The 18,025-nt window shown below is 67.3% G+C and carries 13 protein-coding genes and 1 pseudogene; 4 read left to right on the forward strand and 10 right to left on the reverse strand.

Annotation, left to right across the window (positions count from 1 at the left end; translation table 11 throughout):
• Positions 1–392: 392 nt before the first annotated feature.
• Positions 393–4,526 (forward strand): beta-galactosidase, encoded by a 4,134-nt coding sequence (locus ACFWV2_RS28885; protein ID WP_384409314.1) that lies wholly within the window; start codon positions 393–395, stop codon positions 4,524–4,526.
• Positions 4,527–4,841: 315 nt separating this feature from the next.
• Here the strand turns inward: ACFWV2_RS28885 and ACFWV2_RS28890 are convergent, their stop codons facing one another.
• The 7 genes from ACFWV2_RS28890 to ACFWV2_RS28920 form a co-directional block, all read right to left on the reverse strand.
• Positions 4,842–5,714 carry a hypothetical protein gene (locus ACFWV2_RS28890; protein ID WP_384409316.1) on the reverse strand — a complete coding sequence of 291 codons (873 nt, stop codon included), beginning with the start codon at positions 5,712–5,714 and terminating at the stop codon, positions 4,842–4,844.
• On the reverse strand, positions 5,711–8,029 hold the full coding sequence (locus ACFWV2_RS28895; protein WP_384409318.1) for a WD40 repeat domain-containing protein: 2,319 nt from the start codon (positions 8,027–8,029) through the stop codon (positions 5,711–5,713). The genes ACFWV2_RS28890 and ACFWV2_RS28895 overlap by 4 nt, the downstream gene beginning before the upstream one ends.
• Complete coding sequence (locus tag ACFWV2_RS28900; protein WP_384409320.1) at positions 8,026–9,711, reverse strand: AAA family ATPase; 1,686 nt, start codon at positions 9,709–9,711, stop codon at positions 8,026–8,028. Before ACFWV2_RS28900 ends, ACFWV2_RS28895 begins: the two co-directional genes overlap by 4 nt.
• Positions 9,708–10,073: a hypothetical protein gene (locus tag ACFWV2_RS28905; RefSeq protein WP_384409322.1), complete on the reverse strand. Its 366-nt coding sequence runs from the start codon at positions 10,071–10,073 to the stop codon at positions 9,708–9,710. The genes ACFWV2_RS28900 and ACFWV2_RS28905 overlap by 4 nt, the downstream gene beginning before the upstream one ends.
• A gap of 217 nt (positions 10,074–10,290) precedes the next feature.
• Positions 10,291–11,130 (reverse strand): DUF429 domain-containing protein, encoded by an 840-nt coding sequence (locus tag ACFWV2_RS28910; RefSeq protein ID WP_384409391.1) that lies wholly within the window; start codon positions 11,128–11,130, stop codon positions 10,291–10,293.
• 306 nt (positions 11,131–11,436) lie between these two features.
• The gene (locus ACFWV2_RS28915; protein ID WP_384409323.1) at positions 11,437–11,796 is read right to left on the reverse strand and encodes a hypothetical protein; all 360 of its coding nucleotides are present in this window, start codon (positions 11,794–11,796) and stop codon (positions 11,437–11,439) included.
• A gap of 264 nt (positions 11,797–12,060) precedes the next feature.
• Positions 12,061–12,951 carry a DUF4231 domain-containing protein gene (locus tag ACFWV2_RS28920; RefSeq protein ID WP_384409324.1) on the reverse strand — a complete coding sequence of 297 codons (891 nt, stop codon included), beginning with the start codon at positions 12,949–12,951 and terminating at the stop codon, positions 12,061–12,063.
• Between the two features lie 375 nt (positions 12,952–13,326).
• Here ACFWV2_RS28920 and ACFWV2_RS28925 point away from each other — a divergent pair, with 375 nt between their 5' ends.
• The 3 genes from ACFWV2_RS28925 to ACFWV2_RS28935 are packed head-to-tail and all read left to right on the forward strand — an operon-like array spanning position 13,327 to position 15,622.
• Entirely contained in the window at positions 13,327–14,520 is a 1,194-nt protein-coding gene (locus ACFWV2_RS28925) for a hypothetical protein (RefSeq protein ID WP_384409326.1), read from the forward strand.
• Positions 14,517–14,966, forward strand: a complete 450-nt coding sequence (locus ACFWV2_RS28930) for a toll/interleukin-1 receptor domain-containing protein (RefSeq protein WP_384409328.1) — start codon at positions 14,517–14,519, stop codon at positions 14,964–14,966. The genes ACFWV2_RS28925 and ACFWV2_RS28930 overlap by 4 nt, the downstream gene beginning before the upstream one ends.
• A complete protein-coding gene (locus tag ACFWV2_RS28935; protein WP_384409330.1) occupies positions 14,963–15,622 on the forward strand; it encodes a toll/interleukin-1 receptor domain-containing protein in 660 nt (219 codons plus the stop codon). Before ACFWV2_RS28930 ends, ACFWV2_RS28935 begins: the two co-directional genes overlap by 4 nt.
• Positions 15,623–15,654: 32 nt before the next feature.
• Here the strand turns inward: ACFWV2_RS28935 and ACFWV2_RS28940 are convergent, their stop codons facing one another.
• The 3 genes and pseudogenes from ACFWV2_RS28940 to ACFWV2_RS28950 all read right to left on the reverse strand — a co-directional run bounded on the left by ACFWV2_RS28940 (position 15,655) and on the right by ACFWV2_RS28950 (position 17,807).
• Complete coding sequence (locus tag ACFWV2_RS28940; protein WP_384409332.1) at positions 15,655–16,923, reverse strand: hypothetical protein; 1,269 nt, start codon at positions 16,921–16,923, stop codon at positions 15,655–15,657.
• Positions 16,924–17,086: 163 nt separating this feature from the next.
• Positions 17,087–17,215 (reverse strand): annotated as a pseudogene (locus ACFWV2_RS28945) (IS5/IS1182 family transposase); the annotation flags it as partial.
• Between the two features lie 82 nt (positions 17,216–17,297).
• Complete coding sequence (locus ACFWV2_RS28950) at positions 17,298–17,807, reverse strand: hypothetical protein (protein WP_384409393.1); 510 nt, start codon at positions 17,805–17,807, stop codon at positions 17,298–17,300.
• Between the last annotated feature and the right edge of the window lie 218 nt (positions 17,808–18,025).

The raw sequence follows: 18,025 nt of genomic DNA on the forward strand, positions 1-18,025 counted from the left end.
CAAATCAACCATATTGGAGTTCCGCTGATCCCGGATCAGCGGAACTTTGGCCTGCCCGCGAACAGCCCGGCGCGCAGCACCTATTTTCTTTCAGTGGTTTTTTGACGCACCGTCTTGACGGAATCACGCACAGGATGTTTCCTATGCCCAATCCGTTCGATAGTGAGCGGGGATGGCGGTTTATGTTGCTCTGTCGGCGCCCTGAAAAGGGTCAGCCCCACCCCGGTGACCCCGCTTAATCGGCCCCGCGCAGAAAGCCAGCGAGACGAACCGCACCCTCCGTCGCTTCACCCACCATGCCCTCCGGGACTCCGCACCCCGGGCACAGTCGTGTCCCAGCGGAGCAGCCCCGGCCCCATTGGGCCGGCACCCCCTGACACATGGAGAACCCGATGCCCAGAACCGGTCCCAGGGTCATACCTGCCCTGCTGGTCAGCGTAGCCATGGCCCTCGGCGGCCTCGCGGGCACCATGCCCGCCCAGGCCGCTCCGGCCGTCATCCCGACGAGCCCCGCCTCCGCCCAAGATGTCGACTACGACGGTTACTCGCTCAAGATCGACGGCAAGCGCACCTACGTCTGGGCGGGTGAGTTCCACTACTTCCGCCTCCCCAGCCCCGACCTGTGGCGTGACGTCCTGCAGAAGATGAAGGCCGGCGGGTTCAACGCCGTCTCCCTCTACTTCGACTGGGCATACCACTCGCCCAAAAAGGGCGTCTACGACTTCACCGGAGTGCGCGACGTCGACAAGCTGCTCGACATCGCGCAGGAGGTCGGCATCTACGTCATCGCCCGGCCCGGCCCCTACATCCAGGCCGAGGTCGACGGCGGCGGCTACCCCGCCTGGCTGAACGTCGAACCGGGACGGGAGAAGACCACCGACCCCGACCACCTGGCTGCCATCGACCAGTGGTTCGACCACATCAACCCGATCATCGCCCGCCACCAGCTGGAGAACGGCACCGGATCGGTCATCGCCTACCAGGTCGAGAACGAGTTCTACCAGTACACGGAGGCCGATCGCTCCTACGTGGCACACATCCGCGACAAGGCCCGTGCCGACGGCATCACCGTGCCTCTCACGGGAAACCACATCCACTTCAACGCCGACCCGACGAACTTCAAGTCGTACAACGAGGGGCCCGGAGCCCTCGACATCGACGGCGTCGACAAGTACCCCCTTGGCTTCAACTGCATGGACCCGGCCTGGAAGCCGGTCCAGAGCGACATGGCCGGCTACCGCCGACCGGGCAAGCCGCTGTACATCCCCGAGTTCCAGGGCGGCTCGATCAACTACTGGGGCGGGGCGGACGGCGACCAGTGCCGCCAGAAGATGGGCGCCGACTTCGCCTCGGTGTTCTACAAGAACAACATCGCCGCCGGCGCCACCCTGCAGAGCCTCTACATGCTGTACGGCGGCACCAACTGGGGCCGCCAGGCCGTCTCGGGCACCTACACCTCGTACGACTACGGCGCGGCCATCACCGAGCCCCGCCAGCTCACCGACCGCTACCAGCAGAACAAGCTGATCGGCTACTTCCTGCAGAGCGTCAGCCCCATCAACAAGACCGACGCCGCGCCCGCGACCAAGCTGACCAACCCGGCGATCACCGGCACCGCCCGCGTCAACCCCGACACCGCCACCCAGTTCCACATCCTGCGCCACACCGACTCCACCTCCGCCGCCACCGCGTCCACCCGCATGTCGCTGAACGTCAGCGGCAACCACGTCGGCTACACCCACGACGACACCGACGACCGGATCCAGTACACGGGCGCCTGGAAGCACGTCGGCGCCGAGGTCCCGTACACGCAAGGCGAGTACCTGCGTACCGAGTCCTTCTCCCACACGACCGGCGACAGCATAACCGTGCCCTTCACCGGCACCTCCGTGCGCTGGATCGGCTCCCTGGCGGCCAACCACGGCATCGCCGACGTCTACCTCGACGGCGCCAAGGTCGCCTCGATCGACGGCTACGGCACGCCGGAGGTCAAGGACAAGGTCCTCTTCAGCAGGGACGGCCTCCAGGCCGGTGAGCACGAACTGAAGATCGTGGTCACCGGAGCGAAGAACCCCGCCGCGATCGGCACCTTCGTCTCCGTCGACGCCGTCGACGTCACCAACGGCCGGGTCTACACCGCCGTCCCGCAGAAGGCCGACACCGCGATCACCCTCGCCGGCCGTGACTCCAGGACCCTCGTCGCCGACTACCGGCTCGGCGGCGCCCAGCTCCAGTACTCCACCTCGGAGATCATGACGCACGCCGAGATCGGCGGCCGCGACATCGCCGTCCTCCACGGCCACAACGGCCAAGCCGGCGAGACCGTACTCAACTACCCCCAGCGGCCCACCGTCCAGGTCCTCGCCGGGAATGTCGAGCACACCTGGGACCCCGCCACCGGCGACCTGCGCCTCAACTACACCCACAACGGCCTCGCCCGCGTCCTGATCACCGGCGGCCCCCAGCCCCTCCTGCTGCTCCTGGGCGACGACCAGAACGCCAAGAAGTTCTGGCAGGTCCAGGCGTCGAACGGTCCGGTCCTCGCGTACGGCAGCGACCTGCTGCGCACCGCCACCCCGCAGTCCGGGCGCCTCGACCTGACCGGCGACAGCGCCAGGGCCCAGCCCATCGAGGTCTTCGCGAACGGGTCGGCCCCGATCACCTTCAACGGCGCGCCGCTGGCCGTCCAGCCCGGCCTCGGCGGCTCCGCGGTCGGCAACCTGCCGGGCCCGGCCCCGGTCACCCTGCCCGCGCTCTCCCAGTGGAAGCACACCGCGGAATCACCCGAGGCGCAGCCCGGTTTCGACGACTCCTCCTGGGAGGTGGCCGACAAGACCACCTCCCACAGCATCACCAAGCCCGTCACCCTGCCGGTGCTGTTCACCGACGACTACGGCTACCACTACGGCGACACCTGGTACCGCGGCCGCTTCAAGGCCGGCGCCGGCACCGACGGGATCACCCTCTTCGCGCAGCCCGGCAGCGGCGGCGTGTACTCGGTCTGGCTCAACGGCACCTTCCTGGGCAGCAGCGACAGCAAATTCCGCACGTTCGCCTTCCCCGCCGGCGCCCTGAAGCCGACCGGTGACAACGTGGTGTCCGTGCTGGTGTCCAACAACGGCCACAACCAGAACCCGGGCATGAACGACAACAACAAGGAAGCGCGCGGACTGACCGGAGCCGTCATCAGCGGCTCACCGAGCACCATCACCTGGCGCATCCAGGGTGCCCGGGGCGGACAAGACCTCGTCGACGTCGCCCGCGGCCCGATGAACACCGGCGGCCTCTACGGCGAGCGGGCCGGCTGGACCCTGCCCGGCTTCCCGGACAGCGGCTGGAGCACCACCGGCCTCGCCACCCGCGACACCACCCCCGGCGTTTCCTGGTACCGCACCCAGGCCACACTCGCCCTGCCCGCCGGCCAGGACACCTCCATCGGCCTGAAGATCGCTGACGATCCGAGCCGTAAGTACCGGGCCCTGATCTACGTCAACGGCTGGCTCCTCGGCAACTACATCAACCACAAGGGACCGCAGAAAGTCTTCCCGCTCCCCAACGGCATCCTCGACCCCCACGGCGACAACACCATCGCCATCGCCCTGTGGAACGAGGACAAGACCACCGGCGGACTGGGCACCGTGACCCTGGAGAATCTCGGCACCACCGCCTCCAGTCTGAACCCCGCCCCGGTCACCGGCCCCGGTCACAACGCCGCCACCTACGCCATGCCCCCGGCCCGCAACGCCGCCCTGACCCTGAACACCCCCGACACCGCTAAGGCCTCCAGCACCTTCCCCGTCTCGGCCGCCTTCTCCGTGCCGACCGGGCAGCAGGCCGCATCCGGGATCAGCCTCGGCCTGAACCTGCCGACCGGCTGGACCGCGCAGCCCACCAGCGCCGCCGCCGCGGCGAACCTCGCCGCGGGTGCCTCGCTCACTGCCACCTGGAACGTCACCGCACCCGGCGGCACACTCCCGCCGTTCGCCACGATCTCCACCACCGCCACCTACCGTCAGCAGCAGGCCGACCAGCAGATCATCGACTCCAGGATCGTCCGGAACCCCTCGATCGTCCTACAGGGCCCCACGTCGGACACCGACGTCAGCACCCTCGCGTTCCTCAAAGAGGAGAACGGCTACGGACCGCTCGAACGCAACAGCAGCAACGGCGGCAAGCCCGCTGGTGACGGCAGGCCCCTCAAAATCGCGGGCATGACCTACACCACCGGACTGGGCGCTCATGCCCACGGAAGCGTGCTGGTCTACCTCGGGGGCCGGTGCACCCGCTTCACCGCGACCGTCGGCGTCGACGACGAGGTCGGCAACAACGGCTCGGTGAAGTTCAAGGTCTACGCCGACGGCTTCAAGAAGGCCGAGACGGTGACGCTCCTCGGAAGCGGCGGAGCGGCCACCATCGACGCCGACACCACCGGCGCGGACCTGCTCGAACTTGTCGTCGAGAACGCCGACGGCAGCAACAGCGCAGACCACGCGGACTGGGCCGACGCCACGGTGCACTGCGCCTGACACCCGGAGCACAGACCGCCCGGGAAGGGAACCTTTCCCGGGCGGCTCCGCCATGCTGAACCCATCGATCAGGAAGTGGGCTTCTGAGCGGGTGTACGCCGCCGAACGACAGGCCGGGACCGGCCGGCCTTGGGGCGCGGGGCACAGCGGTTACGAGCTCGTGCACGGTAGGTAGCGAGACGTCGGAATGGTTGATCATGGTCGGGAGGTGGGGAACGTGTCTCGTGCAGTGACATCAGCAACCGCCGGATCACGGGCCTGTCGGCCCATGTGACTGCTGAACTTATCGCCGAGGTGGCCTGGGCTTGTGGTCTGTCAGGCGCCGATGTAGGGGCCCAGCGTGGCTGAGGTCGCCGCGGCCGCCAGGTAGTTGCCCGCGCGGTGGAAACCGAACGCCTCACTGACGGGGGTGGTGAGGTCTAACGCGATGCCGTTGAACGCGTTGGCGAGGCCGGGAGGGATGGCTACCGGGTCTCCTGGATCAGCGATGTTGACCCAGCGGGCGACGCTGGACGGGCGTGAACCGAGCGGCGTCGGGGTGCCGTCGGGGCGGGGGGCGAGTCGGTCAAACACCGCGTGTGGCAGGGCGAGAGGAGAGCCCATGGTGAGCAGCAGCTCGACGTCCAGGTCAGGGCGGGAATGCAACGCCTCGTATGCCACTACGGTGCCGAGCGAATGGGCGACCACGACCCGGGGGCGGTGCTCCGCGATGCGGCTGGCGACGAGGTCGCGGGCTGCTGCACGCGCCTCGTCATCGCCTGCTCGTAGGTAGGCGGCTACCTCTCGGAAGAACACTCGGATGAACAGCCGGGTCAGTCGGCCGTCCAGGCTGTATCTCTTCGCGACCCAGGAGGCGGCGTGACGCAGGGGAAGTGTCAAGGAGCCCTGGGTGACGGGCCGGGGGGCTTCGAGGGCCTGCAGCCACTGGGCCAGCAGTTCTCGGGCCAGTGGGTCTCCCAGCTGATCTTCGGAGGCTCCCTGGGTTACGGCTCCCGTCGCGAGCAGGTGTGCGTAGTAGGCGAAGTCGAGGTCGATGCTGTCGCTGGGCATGGCCAGCCCGGCTGCAAGATGCAGCGTCCACAGGGCGCTCTGGGCTTCGGAGTTACCTTCGGCAGTGGCGCCGGGGTTGAAGTAGCCCACACCGTGGACGCCGACGATTCTGAGGGGCGAGGAGCCGGAGATGGTCATATGCGTCTCCTGGTGAGTGCTGCCGGGTTGAGCGCGGCAACTTCGTTCCCTACGCCGAGTACGACGGTGCCCGCCGTTGTGAGGGCGGCTGACCGTGGCATGTCGAAAAGGCGCATGGTGCTCAGACACGACATGGTGGCGAGGTCCCATACCCGCGCCGTCCAGTCGATGCCGGTGGTCACTGCGGCAGGGAAGCCATCGACGTCGGCCGCCGCGAGTGCGGTCACAGGTCCGTTGTGCTGGGTGGGTGGTGCACCGATAGGACTGCCTGTTGCAAGGTCCCACAGGTGTACTGCGCCTGTCTCGCCGGCCGTCACTGCGGCTACACGGTCCCTGAGCAGGACCGTCGCGATTGCCCGCACACCGCTGCCGTGCTCGATTGTCAGGGCTGACCGGCCGGCGGTCAGGTCCCAGACGGATACCGTGCCGCCGCCAGCTATGGCGGCGACCGGACGGCCTTCCACAACGGTGGCGGCGATCCCGTAGACGGTGTGCTCGGTATCGAGGCTGCCGAGCAGGCGCCCCTCGCTCAGGTCCCACACCTGGGTCGCGCGCTCGATGGTGGAGATGACGACGAGGAGGTGGCTGTCCACGACCAGGGCGGCCAGTGCGGTGACCGGAGCACTGCCGATAGGGCTGCCGATCTGTTCCCCAACGGCCAGGTCCCAGAGCTGCGCGCCGGCCTTGGGACCAGCGATGACGGCGAGAGGGCGGTCGGCCAGGGTCACCGCTGCCAGCGCGCGTACGGGGCCGTACATGGTGAGAAGGGTGTGGTTGAACGTCGGATCGACGAGACCGACACCGATCTCGTCTCCGTCGTCTAGGTCCCACATCCGCACGGTCGCGTCGCCGCCGCCGGAGATGGCGACGGGGCGGTCGGACACGACCGTGGTCGCCACCGTGAATACCGGTGCGATGTGGCCCTGTCTTGGCGCCCCGATCCCGCTGCGGACAGTCAGATCCCACATACGAACGGTGCTGTCATCGCTAGCGGTGATGGCTACAGCGTGGCCGTCGACAACGGTGGTCGCTATCGCGTCGACGGGAGCGATGTGGCCGGTGAGGGGACGGCCGATCTGCTGCCCGGCGACCAGATCCCAGACTCGCACCGTGTCGTCTTCGCCGCCTGTTACAGCGATGGGACGTTCGTCCAGGACCGTCGTCGCGATCGCGCGTACGGGAGCGTCGTGGCCCAGCAGGGGGTAGTTGTAGGGGCGGTTGGAAGTCAGGTCCCACGTCCACACTTCGGCCAAGGGATCACGGGTGCTCGAGAGCACCACAGGACGGCCCTCGATCGTTGTCGTCGCCAGGGAGAGCACCGGACCGCGACGTCCTCTGAGTGCGATGCCGCGGCCTCCGGCCGACAGGTTCCACACCAGCAGCGTGTGGTCATCTCCGCCGGTGACGACGATGGGATGGCCGTCGACCTCGATCGCTGCGACCGCGGTCACGGAGCCGGAGTGGCCCGCGATGACAGCGATCGTCTCACCCTCGGCCACGTCCCAGACCCTGGCCGTGCCGTCCTCACTTGCCGTGACGGCGACGGGGCGGCCGTCGAAGGTAGTGGTCGCCACCGCCTTCACCGGGGCGCTGTGGCCCGTCATGGGCTTTCCGTATCTGCTGGCGGTGTTCAGGTCCCAGACCTGGACGGTGTAGTCATGACCGCTTGTCACAGCGACGGGCCGGTTGTCGACCAGTGCGGTGGCGACGGCGTAGACCGAGCTTTCATGACCGGCGAGTACGGCCGTGTTGCGTCCTGTGACCAGGTCCCACATACGCACCGTGTGGTCGTCGCCGCCTGTCACGGCAACGGGGCGGTCGTCGACCAGGGCGGTTGCCGCAGCGAACACCGGACGGATATGGCCGGTGAGGATGGCGGTGCTTCCCGCCGAGACCTGCGATCCGGTCGCCCACAGAGGTTTCCAGTCCCCCTCGCGGGCGAAGACCTCGGCCAGTTGCGCGGCGTGGAAGCGAGCGGCGTCCAAGGCCAGCACCTGTCGGCGGTCAAAGGGCTCCAGCCCACGGTGAATGCCGTAGGAGGTCCGGTAAACCGCAGCCGCAAGCCGGGCGCTGTCGCTCGCCGCTCGGCCGAGGATGGAGTTGACCGCGGAGGGTTCGCCGTGGACGAGGAACTCGGAATCTTCGAGGAGTTCGCCCGCGCGGCCGGCATTCGCCGCATGCTGGGCTGCATGCCGCAGCAGGTAGGGAGCGGCAACCCGCCAGGTGGGTCTGCCGTCGACCGCTGACGGCACGGACCTCAGAAGCCGTTCGTACAGGGACACGGCATAGGGTGACGGGGTGGGCTGCGGGATCATGACTTCTCCGGCGTGGATGGCGCGCAGCCGGCTGTTCTCAGGCGCTCAGCGAGCCCTTCGTGAAACAGGCGGTACAGGGTGGTGCCGTCTACGTCGATGTCACGGCGCAGATAGAAGCGGGCCTGGTCGAGTGCGTCTCGTACCTCGTCGATCGGGAGCGGCCCCTCGGAGGGCGGCATGAACGTCGGCATGGTGTGGGCGACAATCCGCTCGGGCATGCCCTTACCCTCGGAGTGGGCCAAGGTAGCCAGGACTGCGCGCAGATTCCGGTGATCGGCGCGTGCTGCGAGGTCGAGTTCGAGGAGTTCGTGCAGGTCCAGAGGGACAGCCAACCCGATCCTTCGGGCAGTTTCGGGGTCAGCCTGGACGGGTTTGGTCAGAACGTGCCGCAGATAGAGTCCGGCAACAAGGAATTCCCCCCAGCCCAGGGGATCGGCCGGAGGCCGGCCGGGGTCGTTGCCGGTCAGCCGGGCTGCGATGCCGTCGGCAAGTGCGGCTGCGGCGTCGGTCGCTTCGAGCGCCGCATAGGGTGTGTCCACGGCAAGCAGATCGCTCACGTAATCCCGCAGCGCCCTCTCCACGTCGCGGGGCTCGGCGTGATCCAGATCAAGCAGACCCCCTGTGCTCCGAGCGAGTTCGATCGGGGCGACCAGTCCCGAGGCGGATCGCGTACCGAGGAGCAGCCGTAGAGACGCGGCGCTGGAGAGCGCATGGCGCGCCAGTGGCATGAGGAGGGCCTGGGCGGTGTCCTGGGGCCGCTCCGCCTCGTCCAGAGCGTCGATCACCAATGTGGGAGAACTGCCGACGGTCGCGTGCGCGAGCCGGATCAGGCTTTGAGCATCCCAGCCTCCGTTAGGTCGGTCGCGCTCGACGGCGCCGAGCTGACGGCCCAGGGAATCGGCGATGTGCTCCATGGTCCGGTGCCGGGCGTGGACCACGACGAGCTTGTCATTGAGGGCCGGCTTGACCGGCAACCGCCACCACAGGTTCTGTGTGTCGATGCGCAGAGCGGGATGCGCCGCGCAGACGAGGACGCCTAGTAGCGCGGATTTCCCCACGCCAGGTTTCCCCGTCACGACGCGGAAGCCCGGCCCTTGACCGTTGAACCACGCTGTCAGGGATCGCACCTCCGCGTCCCTGCCGTGGAAATACCCCTGTGCGGCCTTACGGCCGAGGGGTTCGGTGCCGGCCCCACGCAGCATGAAGTGCCGTGGGTCGAAGGCTTCGTCCAGTAGTGAGGCGATGCCGGGATCGACGTGCTCCAGCACGCTGCCTGGCTGGCGTCGGTGATCAGGGTTAGGGAAGAAGCCTAGGTGGTCCAGGTCCGTGAAGAACGGGATCCTGCTTCCTTCGATCTGCTGCGAGAAGTCGTCGGCAGCGGCGTTGAGCTCCGCGACGGCGCGGTCGATCTCCCGGGCCACGGCTGGCAGCGGTATGTGGGAGAGGGATGCGTCTACGCTCAGGGTCCCATCGGTGTATCCCTGAAGGACCGTAGCTACCGCCCGGCTCAGTCGGTAGTCGAAGGCCAGGTCGCCTCGCCCGCAAGCTGCAATCACCCACGCACGCCGGTCGTCCACCCGCATCTCCTGATGCCACGGCAGAGTGGCTGCCGCCCCCGAATGACACAGGTCGAGAATGAAGAGCGTCAGCGGCCGATCCTTGTCCGGATGCGACTCGATCAAACTGATCCAGGCCGAGACGGGTCATCGAAATCCTGCCCGTCGCTACCCACCACGTGCAGCCCCTGCCCGCCGGTCTGAGCCAGCCTGCCGTGTGCGACGACGTGCACCACCAACAGATCTGTCTCTGCACTCTTGACGGCGAGCCGAATGGCCTCCCCCGGATCCCCATCTCCGGGCTTCCATGCCTGCAGATAGCCGAACGTCGATAGGCTCTTGGATACCGTCGCTGCATGCACTGGAGCTTCGATCAAGGGATCAAGGTCGGACAGGATCGGCTCGCTGCCGCCGTCGGGCTCGTCCAGAGATAGGCCAATGCTCAAGACTTTGCGCGTCTTTGCGGGATGTCGCACGTCGCTACTCATGCCCCGTCCCTCCGCCTTCGCCTGGGTTCCGGGGTATGCGAACTCAATCTCATGGTAGTACGTCGACCGGCAGGCGCCTCACGGGACGCGTCGCGTCCACAGAGAAGACCGCGGCCACCTCCCTGCTCTGCAACCGCGCCAGTCTGCGAGGTGCCGATCTCCACCGGCCGCTGATGCGTCTGCGGCTGACAGACCCCCGCCCGATTGGCGAGCAGGGTCAGGGAGCTACCCCGTCCCGCACAACAGCGAGCGGAAGGCTTCGGCGTGGGAGGTGTATCCAGCCCTCGACCGCGGCCATCGCATGCTCCTCCTCCGTGGTCGGCCAATGGGTCATGCCACATGCTGCGGCACGGGCGACGACCGCCGATATCAGGGCGTCTAGGTCGTGGTCGCTGCGCGTGCACCGGTCGCGCACACATTCGCTGAGGTCAAGGCCCAAGCCGTCGGCGAGGCCGGCAACGATCTCGGCCCTCGCAGCAGGAGCGCCAGGCGTGGAGCCCTTGTAGCTGACCTTGCTCGCAAGCCCCCACTGGATCAGCGCGAACGCCGGGTAGACCTCGACGACCGGGCCGGAGCCATCTCGGGGAATAGCGGGGCCCGCCTCCGCCAGACGTTCCAAGAGGTCCACCGCTCGCATGGCGACGATGCCCAGCTTGTCGGCAGCGACAGACAAGGGGCGCTGTTTCCCGGCCCCCGTGCGCTTCCATGCCAGGTCGTCAGTCAGACGATGGGTGAACGTGCCCAGCCCGTCAGGACCGCCCGGGTGCGGCATGTAACGGGACCGTACGGGCAGTTTTGTCCCGGCCTGGTGGGCGGCGAGCAGCGACGTGAACGCCACCGGCCAGCCGACAGGCGAGTCCAGGCCGGTTTTGTCGGCGGTCCGCATGGCCTCCAGCAGGTCTTCGTCGTTCCTGGCACTGAGCAGCTCGACGACCGGTTGCTCCGCCCAGGTGACGCGGCAGACTCCGGTCACTCTGGAGTAGCCGGCCAGGTCGATGCCCACTGTCACCATTGGCGGGTCCGTAGCGGCGGTCTCTGGCCACTCGCCCGTAATCACGGCGTTCAACTTGGTTCTGATTCCTTTCAGATGATCGATCCCCAAGGGTAGTTAAACAACCAAGCCGAGGATGTCCATGCGCGCGGATCCGGACCGAGAGACCGGTGCCCTTCGGGAAGTACTGCCGCAGCAGACCGTTCGTGTTCTCGTTCGAGCCGCGCTGCCAGGGGCTCGGCTACCTTCACGGAGGACGCCGGCACGACGAGGGCGAACCGGCGCGTCGTGGGCTCGGCCCTCATTCGCCTCAGGAACTGGCCATAAGCAATGTCGGCGTCGACGCCCTTTTCACTCGTGCGGCCCTTCGCCTCACAGATCAGATGTCTTCACCGCGCAGGCCGCGGAGAACAGCAAGCTATGTCCGACGCCCGCCGTGACATTCAGATTCCAGGGCGCGGACTGCGACTCGTGGTGATCCGACCTGCGGACCTCGACGCCGATCGCCGAGGACGACTGTCCCGGAACCGAGATTCCGGTGTACGCCGCTGACGGTGAGTTTGTCCGCTTGCCAAAGTGCGGAACCGGCTGATCGCTGGCAGTTTGGCCTGCCTGGCACTCGTGCCGGTCACCAAGCAGCCAGTCGAACTTGTGCTGCCTGAGTGCTGGTTCATCAAGGACCTTGTTGCACAGGCCGACCACGTACGCTCCGTCGCTGTCGTCTCTGCTCATGTTCGGGATGGCGGCACCTGCCACTGGCATTGCCAAAGGGCTCTGAGCTCACAGAGTTTCGGACCGGCCCTTGCAGCAAGACATCGGGTCGATCGACGAGAGGGTTGCGGAAAGTTCGACCTCGAACAGCACGAGGACGACCCCCGCCGGTGTCATCGCGCGCGTCATGCGAGATCGATCGAATTCCAAAGAACTGGCTGTGCGCAAGAGACGAGGGCATCCCGCGTTTCGGGGCCGCTCCGTCCTCTGCGGGCCGTGCTTCGTTCAGCCCACGGTCCAGCGGATCATCCAGGCTTCGTTCTGGATGGAGATGATGTGTTCGCACTTCGAGACGAAGGCGTCTGCGCTTTCGCCGGTGGGCGAGGGGTCCGCAGTCCAGCGGTCGAGGAGCCGCTCCAGTTCCTCGGCGGTGCGCAGGAACTCCAGGTGCTGGTAGGCGTACCGCCGCGCTGTCGCATGCGCGGTCACCGCGATAGAGACGGAAGCGATCACACCGGTCCAGGCCGCGAGACCGCCGATCGTGAAGGCCCCGGCCGCGGCGGCCACCAGGACGCCTGCGGCGCCGAAAGCGAGTTCCGTCTTCGCGAAGAGTTCCACCCTGTTCTGCATCCACGCAGCTCTGGGGCGGTAGTACAAGTCGATCTGACGACGCAGGCGTCGATCGACGTAGGTGTCCAGGTCGACCACGGGCGGCAGAGGGCGCACCTCGGCGGAGATCCCGGTGGTGTGCCGCACGAGGTCGGTGGCGTCCACGTGGAAGCCGCGGGCGCGTTCCGCCAGCAGTACCGTGCTGCTCGCCCTTTCCGCGTAGGGACCCACGCCGGCGAGGCAGGTGTAGACCTCGCCCTTGAGCGCCTCGGACACGGCCCGCGTGCGAATCCAGTCGCTCATGAGGCCGGGACCGCCCCGTTGGGCCAGCAAAGGGGACAGGCCGGCCGCGAGGGCGGCTATGAAGGCCAGTACCGCACCCAGCCGGGCGTTCCAGTCCATCACGTGCGCGGACGCCGTTCCCAGCCCGGCCGCCGCAACCGCCAGGACCAGAGCCCTCGAACGTGCGGTCTCCACCGATGTCTTGAGCCGGTTCGCGCTCTGGGACCAGACGCTCTGCTGGTCCCAGACCTTCCGTATGCTCGCATTCTCCTGCGTCGTCGTCACATTGAGATTCTGACGGCTCCTCACCTTTCACGTCAGTCCTTCGGTGCCGGACGCCGTTTCCCGAGGGCGCGCCTTCCACGGCGTACGGTGCAAGCGGTCCCAGTGTGAGAACGGCACCCGCGTCGAGCGGCGGCAACGGTCCGGCGGAACCGCTCCGCGTACCCGTCTCGCCCTATCGCCTGACAGGCAGGCCGGGAGAGTGCAGACTGCACTGCACGTGCGCCGTCCCGGGGAGAGCGTGTGAGTCGTTTGCCATTACGTTTGCGTCTGTTCGCGGGTGTCATCGGCACGGCTTGCGCGATGACGGCGTGCGGCGCCCCGGCCGGTGACGACCGGGGAAGCAGGGATCTCCCGGCCGGAGGCACGACCCGAACGGTGCCCCGGTCCGGTGGCACCGCCCCGGCATCGACGGCGCCCGCGTCACCGGAGCCCACGGCCACCTCCGGCCAGGAACTGGCGACGTACCCCTCCGGCTCCCGACCCCACCTCGTGTCGGACGGCCGGACGCTGGCGGTCTTCGACTCCCCGGCGGGAGGGGGACATCAGCTGGACCTGTTCGACCTGCGCAGCGGACGGAAGACGAACACGCTCGATCTTGAGACGTCCGACCAGTGGAAGAACGCGTGTGCGCTCGCGCTCGTCCCGCAGGAACACGGAGGACATTCGGTTATCGTCTCCACGAGTGTCGTGGCACGGCCGGCCGAGGGAATTCATCCCGCACGGGGCACCCTGTCCCTGCGCGCCCACGACGCGGTGACCGGATCCCTCATGTGGAAGAAGGACGTGGAGAAGGACAGTACCCAGTGGGGGAGCAGCTGCGAGGGCGCGACCACCACGGAGCTCGCCCTGTCCGCCACCTCCGACGGGACCTATGCCCTTCTCGCTCCGGGTCTGCGGACCTACCTCGTCCGGCTCGACGACGGCACTACGCGGCAGGTGCCGGAGGCGACGGTCGTCCTGGACCGCTGGCTGGGCCTGCCCCGCGGGAACTCCTCCCGTATCGGTGCGGTCTCCGTGGACATCCAGGCGCCCGCCACCGGCAGGAAGCTCGGGAGCGTCCCCGAGCCGGTCACGGCGGGCAGTGAGGAACTCGGGAGGACCACGGCCCACCGGGGGATCCTGATCGCACTCGACAGCGAGGACGCCCAGGGGGAGAACGCCATGAGGGGGTACTCCCTCCCCTCGGGGAAGCCCGTCTGGTCCCTGCGGCATTCGGCCACCGGACATGATGACTGGGTCACCATGGACCTGGACGCGCCTACGGGGACCGCCATCGTCTACGACAACGGCGGAGGATCGCTCGGCGCACTCGCGGCTGTCGACGTGGTGTCCGGAAAGCTGCGGTGGAAGATCGACGGGTCGGACGACTTCTGCGGGATCGCGGATGGTCGTGTCTACCTCCGGGTCAACGACCAATCGGCCGTTCTCGACGCGAGGACGAAGCGGCAGGTGCGCTTCGACGCCCAGGACACCGATTGCCCGGAGGTCCTTCCCGGCGTGCTGATGTACACCGACGACGACCAGCAGGACACCACCGATACGTACCGGTACAGGATTGCGACCCCATGACCTCTGAGACAGCCGACTACTTCATCAGCTACACCGCTGCCGACGCGAGCTGGGCCGCGTGGACGAACGATGTCCTCGAAGAAGCCGGCTACCGCACGGTCGTCCAGATGCTGGACTTCACCGCCGGCGGGAACTTCGTCACGGACATGGACGACGCCTTGCGCAGCGCCGGGCGGATCATCCTGATCCTCACTCCCGCCTTCTTCGAGTCCGGGATGACGAAAGCCGAATGGACCACCGTGTTCCGCAAGGACCCAGACGGCGCCCGCCGCCTGATCGTCCCCGTGATGGTGAAGCCCACGGAAGTCGAGGGACTCCTCGGCCCCCGGACGAGGATCTCGCTGGTCGGCCTGGATGAGCACACCGCCCGCGGCAGGCTCCTTGACGGCCTGCGGCCCGCCCGCTCCCGTCCCCGTCCCCCCGCTCCCTTCCCGGGTGCCGGATGACCGTCGACTTCTTCATCTCCTACGCCGACGAGGACCTCACATGGGCCGAATGGATCGGCTGGCAGCTCGAGAACGAGGGGTACACGGTCCGGCTGGGTGCCTGGGACCACGAGACCCCCGGAGACAACAGTGTCCTGGCCCGTGACCGAGACCTGCGAGCGGCGAAACGCCTGATCGCCGTTGTCTCGACCTCCTACCGCTTTTCTTCGCGTGGCGGTGCGGAGTGGTCGTCCTTCGCTCGCGACGACCCGTCCGGCGAAGGACTCACCGTGCTTCCCGTGGAGGTCGAACCAACCTCCACGGGCGCCTTGTTAGGCAACCTCACCCCCGTGGTCCTGCACGGCCTGCCCGAGGCGCGCGCCGCTGCCGTACTCAAACGGGCCGTCACCCGCACACGCCTCAAGCCCTCGCTGCGCCCGGGGTTCCCCGGGCGCGGGGCGCCACGCTTCCCCCGCCGCGGAGCCCCGGTCGGCATGCGCGGCGACACCAAGTTCCTCCTGGGCCTGCTGGTGCTGGACGCACTCGGGTTCCTGTACGGCGCCGCCAGCTACAACGGGGACGGAGGGAGCGCCGACTTGAGACGGGCCGTCGTTGCGGTCGTGGCGCTCGGGTTCACCGTCGCCACCCTCAAACGGTGGTTCGCACGCCGCTTCTGACCCCGGGCCCGCTTCCCGAGCGGCCCCCCGGGCTACCCGGTCGCCGGGAGGACGCGGACTAGCGCGTCGTCGTCGGAGTAGTAGGAGTACTCGCCGAGCGGCTGTCCGCAGTCGCTCCGCTCGGGGGTGTAGGCCAGCTGGCGACCTGTTCGAGGATCGATTATCACCAGTTGGTTGTTCGTCTCGACCGCGACACCAGCGGAATTCGCCGCACAGACTTCGAGTCCGGGAATAGCCCACAGCCTTTTCCCGTCGCTCAGGGAAAGGCCCAGTTCTTTCTGTAGTCCGTCGGGGGCGACGCCTTTCGCGTCGGCCGCCGCCAGGTCGGGGAAGATCACTACACCGGCATCCTCTACGAGCGTCACCTTCTGGCTGATCGGCCCCGAGTACGAGACTCCCTTGACCTCCCAGTTCACCTTCCCGGTCGCCAGCGACCGAGACTGCAGGGTATAGGAAAGCGGGTCTCCGGACATGCGGCGGGCGATGAATAGAGTGGACCCGTCGGAAGACGTGGCGAACTTGCCGGGCGCGTCGGAGAGTGAGCCGATGATGTCGTGCTCCGGGAAGGAGAAGAGTGTCCGCCCGGTCGCCGGGTCGGTGACCGGTACCGATTTCATTCCGTTAAGGCAATTAGCGCACACGCCGTCGAATACCAGAATGTAATTCCCGACGGCGCGCGGGATGATACCGTCACCGAGAGCGCGGGACGTGCCATCGGTGAGATCGATGACCCACTGGCCGAACGCGAGCCACTTCTCGTCCCTTGTAGCGGTGGTTTCCTTCGGGTCCTGGCAGCCGAGAGATGTCTTGGAGTCCGCGATGAGCGGCTTGCTCCAGCGCTGTTCGTGCGTCTTGGCATCTGTAGCGACGATCGACAAGGTCCACGTCTGCGGCGTCAGTCCAGCGGCCGGTTTCTCCGTGACCCTGCCCCAGATCAGCGATCCCGACTCGGGTGACGAACCGAGGACCGCGAGAATGCAGCCACCTTCGAATTCCTTGACGCCGGAACGTGCGACTTCTGTTCCGTTCGCCGTGTAGGTGATGACGTTCTCATCGCCGACGGTCACGAAGAATTTGGAGTTCGAATGGAAACTCTCCGCGTCATCGATCGTGGCGGATGTCGTGAACAGTTCCTCGTTCTGGCTACTTGAATTCGATGGACTCTTCTTCTCGTCCGAGGTGCCTTTCGGAGAGGAAGCCTTGAGTGAGGGGGGAGGATTCTTGTCATCCCCTTGCGGGGCGCAGGCCACTAGCACAAACAATGCCGACAGTGCGGCAGAGAAGATCCTTTTGTATGCCACCGTGTGACCGTACCAGTACGCGTACGAAGGTGTCCCGCAAACTGAGTCTTTTCCGACCTCACGCTGATCCTATGATGCGGTTGGTGCTGCAGCGGAGCTTCCGGAGGAGACCCCGACCCTTCAGGGTGCCACGGCGTACTCGCCGAGACAGCGGATCCTGCATGGTCAGTTTGAGGAGCCGTTTGTAGCAGCAGAGTGTGGCTGCGAGGCCGAGACAGGCTGGGTAGTTGCGGGGATGGCGCTCGTAGCGGTGGTTGAGCTCGCGGTATCCGGTAAGCCAGGACATAGGGCGGGCGGAAAGCGCCGGGTCGCCCCGAGGCCCGCCGGGTTTCCGGGAGGGTCTGTGTGCCGCCGCCCCGGGCGGCGGCACACAGTCACGGGGTTCGGGCGATCGGGGCTTCTTGAAGACGGTGCCGGCGAGTCCGTCGGCGGTGGTGCTGGTGGAGTCGGTGGCGCCGTTGGTGTCGAGGACCTTCTTCCACGTACCGGCGGGCAGGGCCACGTTCACGGGGGTTGTGCGTCGGGTTGTAGACCACGACGGTGTCGTGGCTGGTGGGGGCGCCGGCGTGGGGACTGATCGCCGAGGTGACGACGGAGCCGTTGACGGTGGTGGCCATCTGGGCCTTCACCGCGTCCCAGGTGCCCAGGCGCAGGGCGGGGCGTTCTTGCGGAGCGCGATGGCGTCCTTCGTAGTAGCGGAAGGTGCCGGCGTTGAGGGTCTTCTCGCTCCACTGGGCGGCGTTGACATTGTCGCCGGACTCGTAGGAGTTCTTGGCTGCTTCGTAATCGCCTCCTACGACCTTGAAGTGGAGGAACTCATCACCCTCGTGGAAGAAGGGGATGCCCTGGGAGGTGAGGCCCATGCCGGCGGCGAAGCGGTTCATCTGCCCGGCGCGGCCGGTGGTGCCGCCGGTGACGCCGGCGTAGGCGATCTTGTCCTAGATGTTGAGGTCGTCGTGGGCGGAGACGTGCCCCACCCGTGGCCTCGTGCCTCCGGCCGGCGGGCCGCCGCCGGTGAGGTTGTCCGCGGCGGAACGTCCGAAGTCGAGCGACAGCGGCGGGGTGGCGGGGCCATCATCGAAGCCTCGACGGTCGCAGGGGC

The organism is Streptomyces sp. NPDC058671, from assembly GCF_042716475.1.
Classification (GTDB): domain Bacteria; phylum Actinomycetota; class Actinomycetes; order Streptomycetales; family Streptomycetaceae; genus Streptomyces.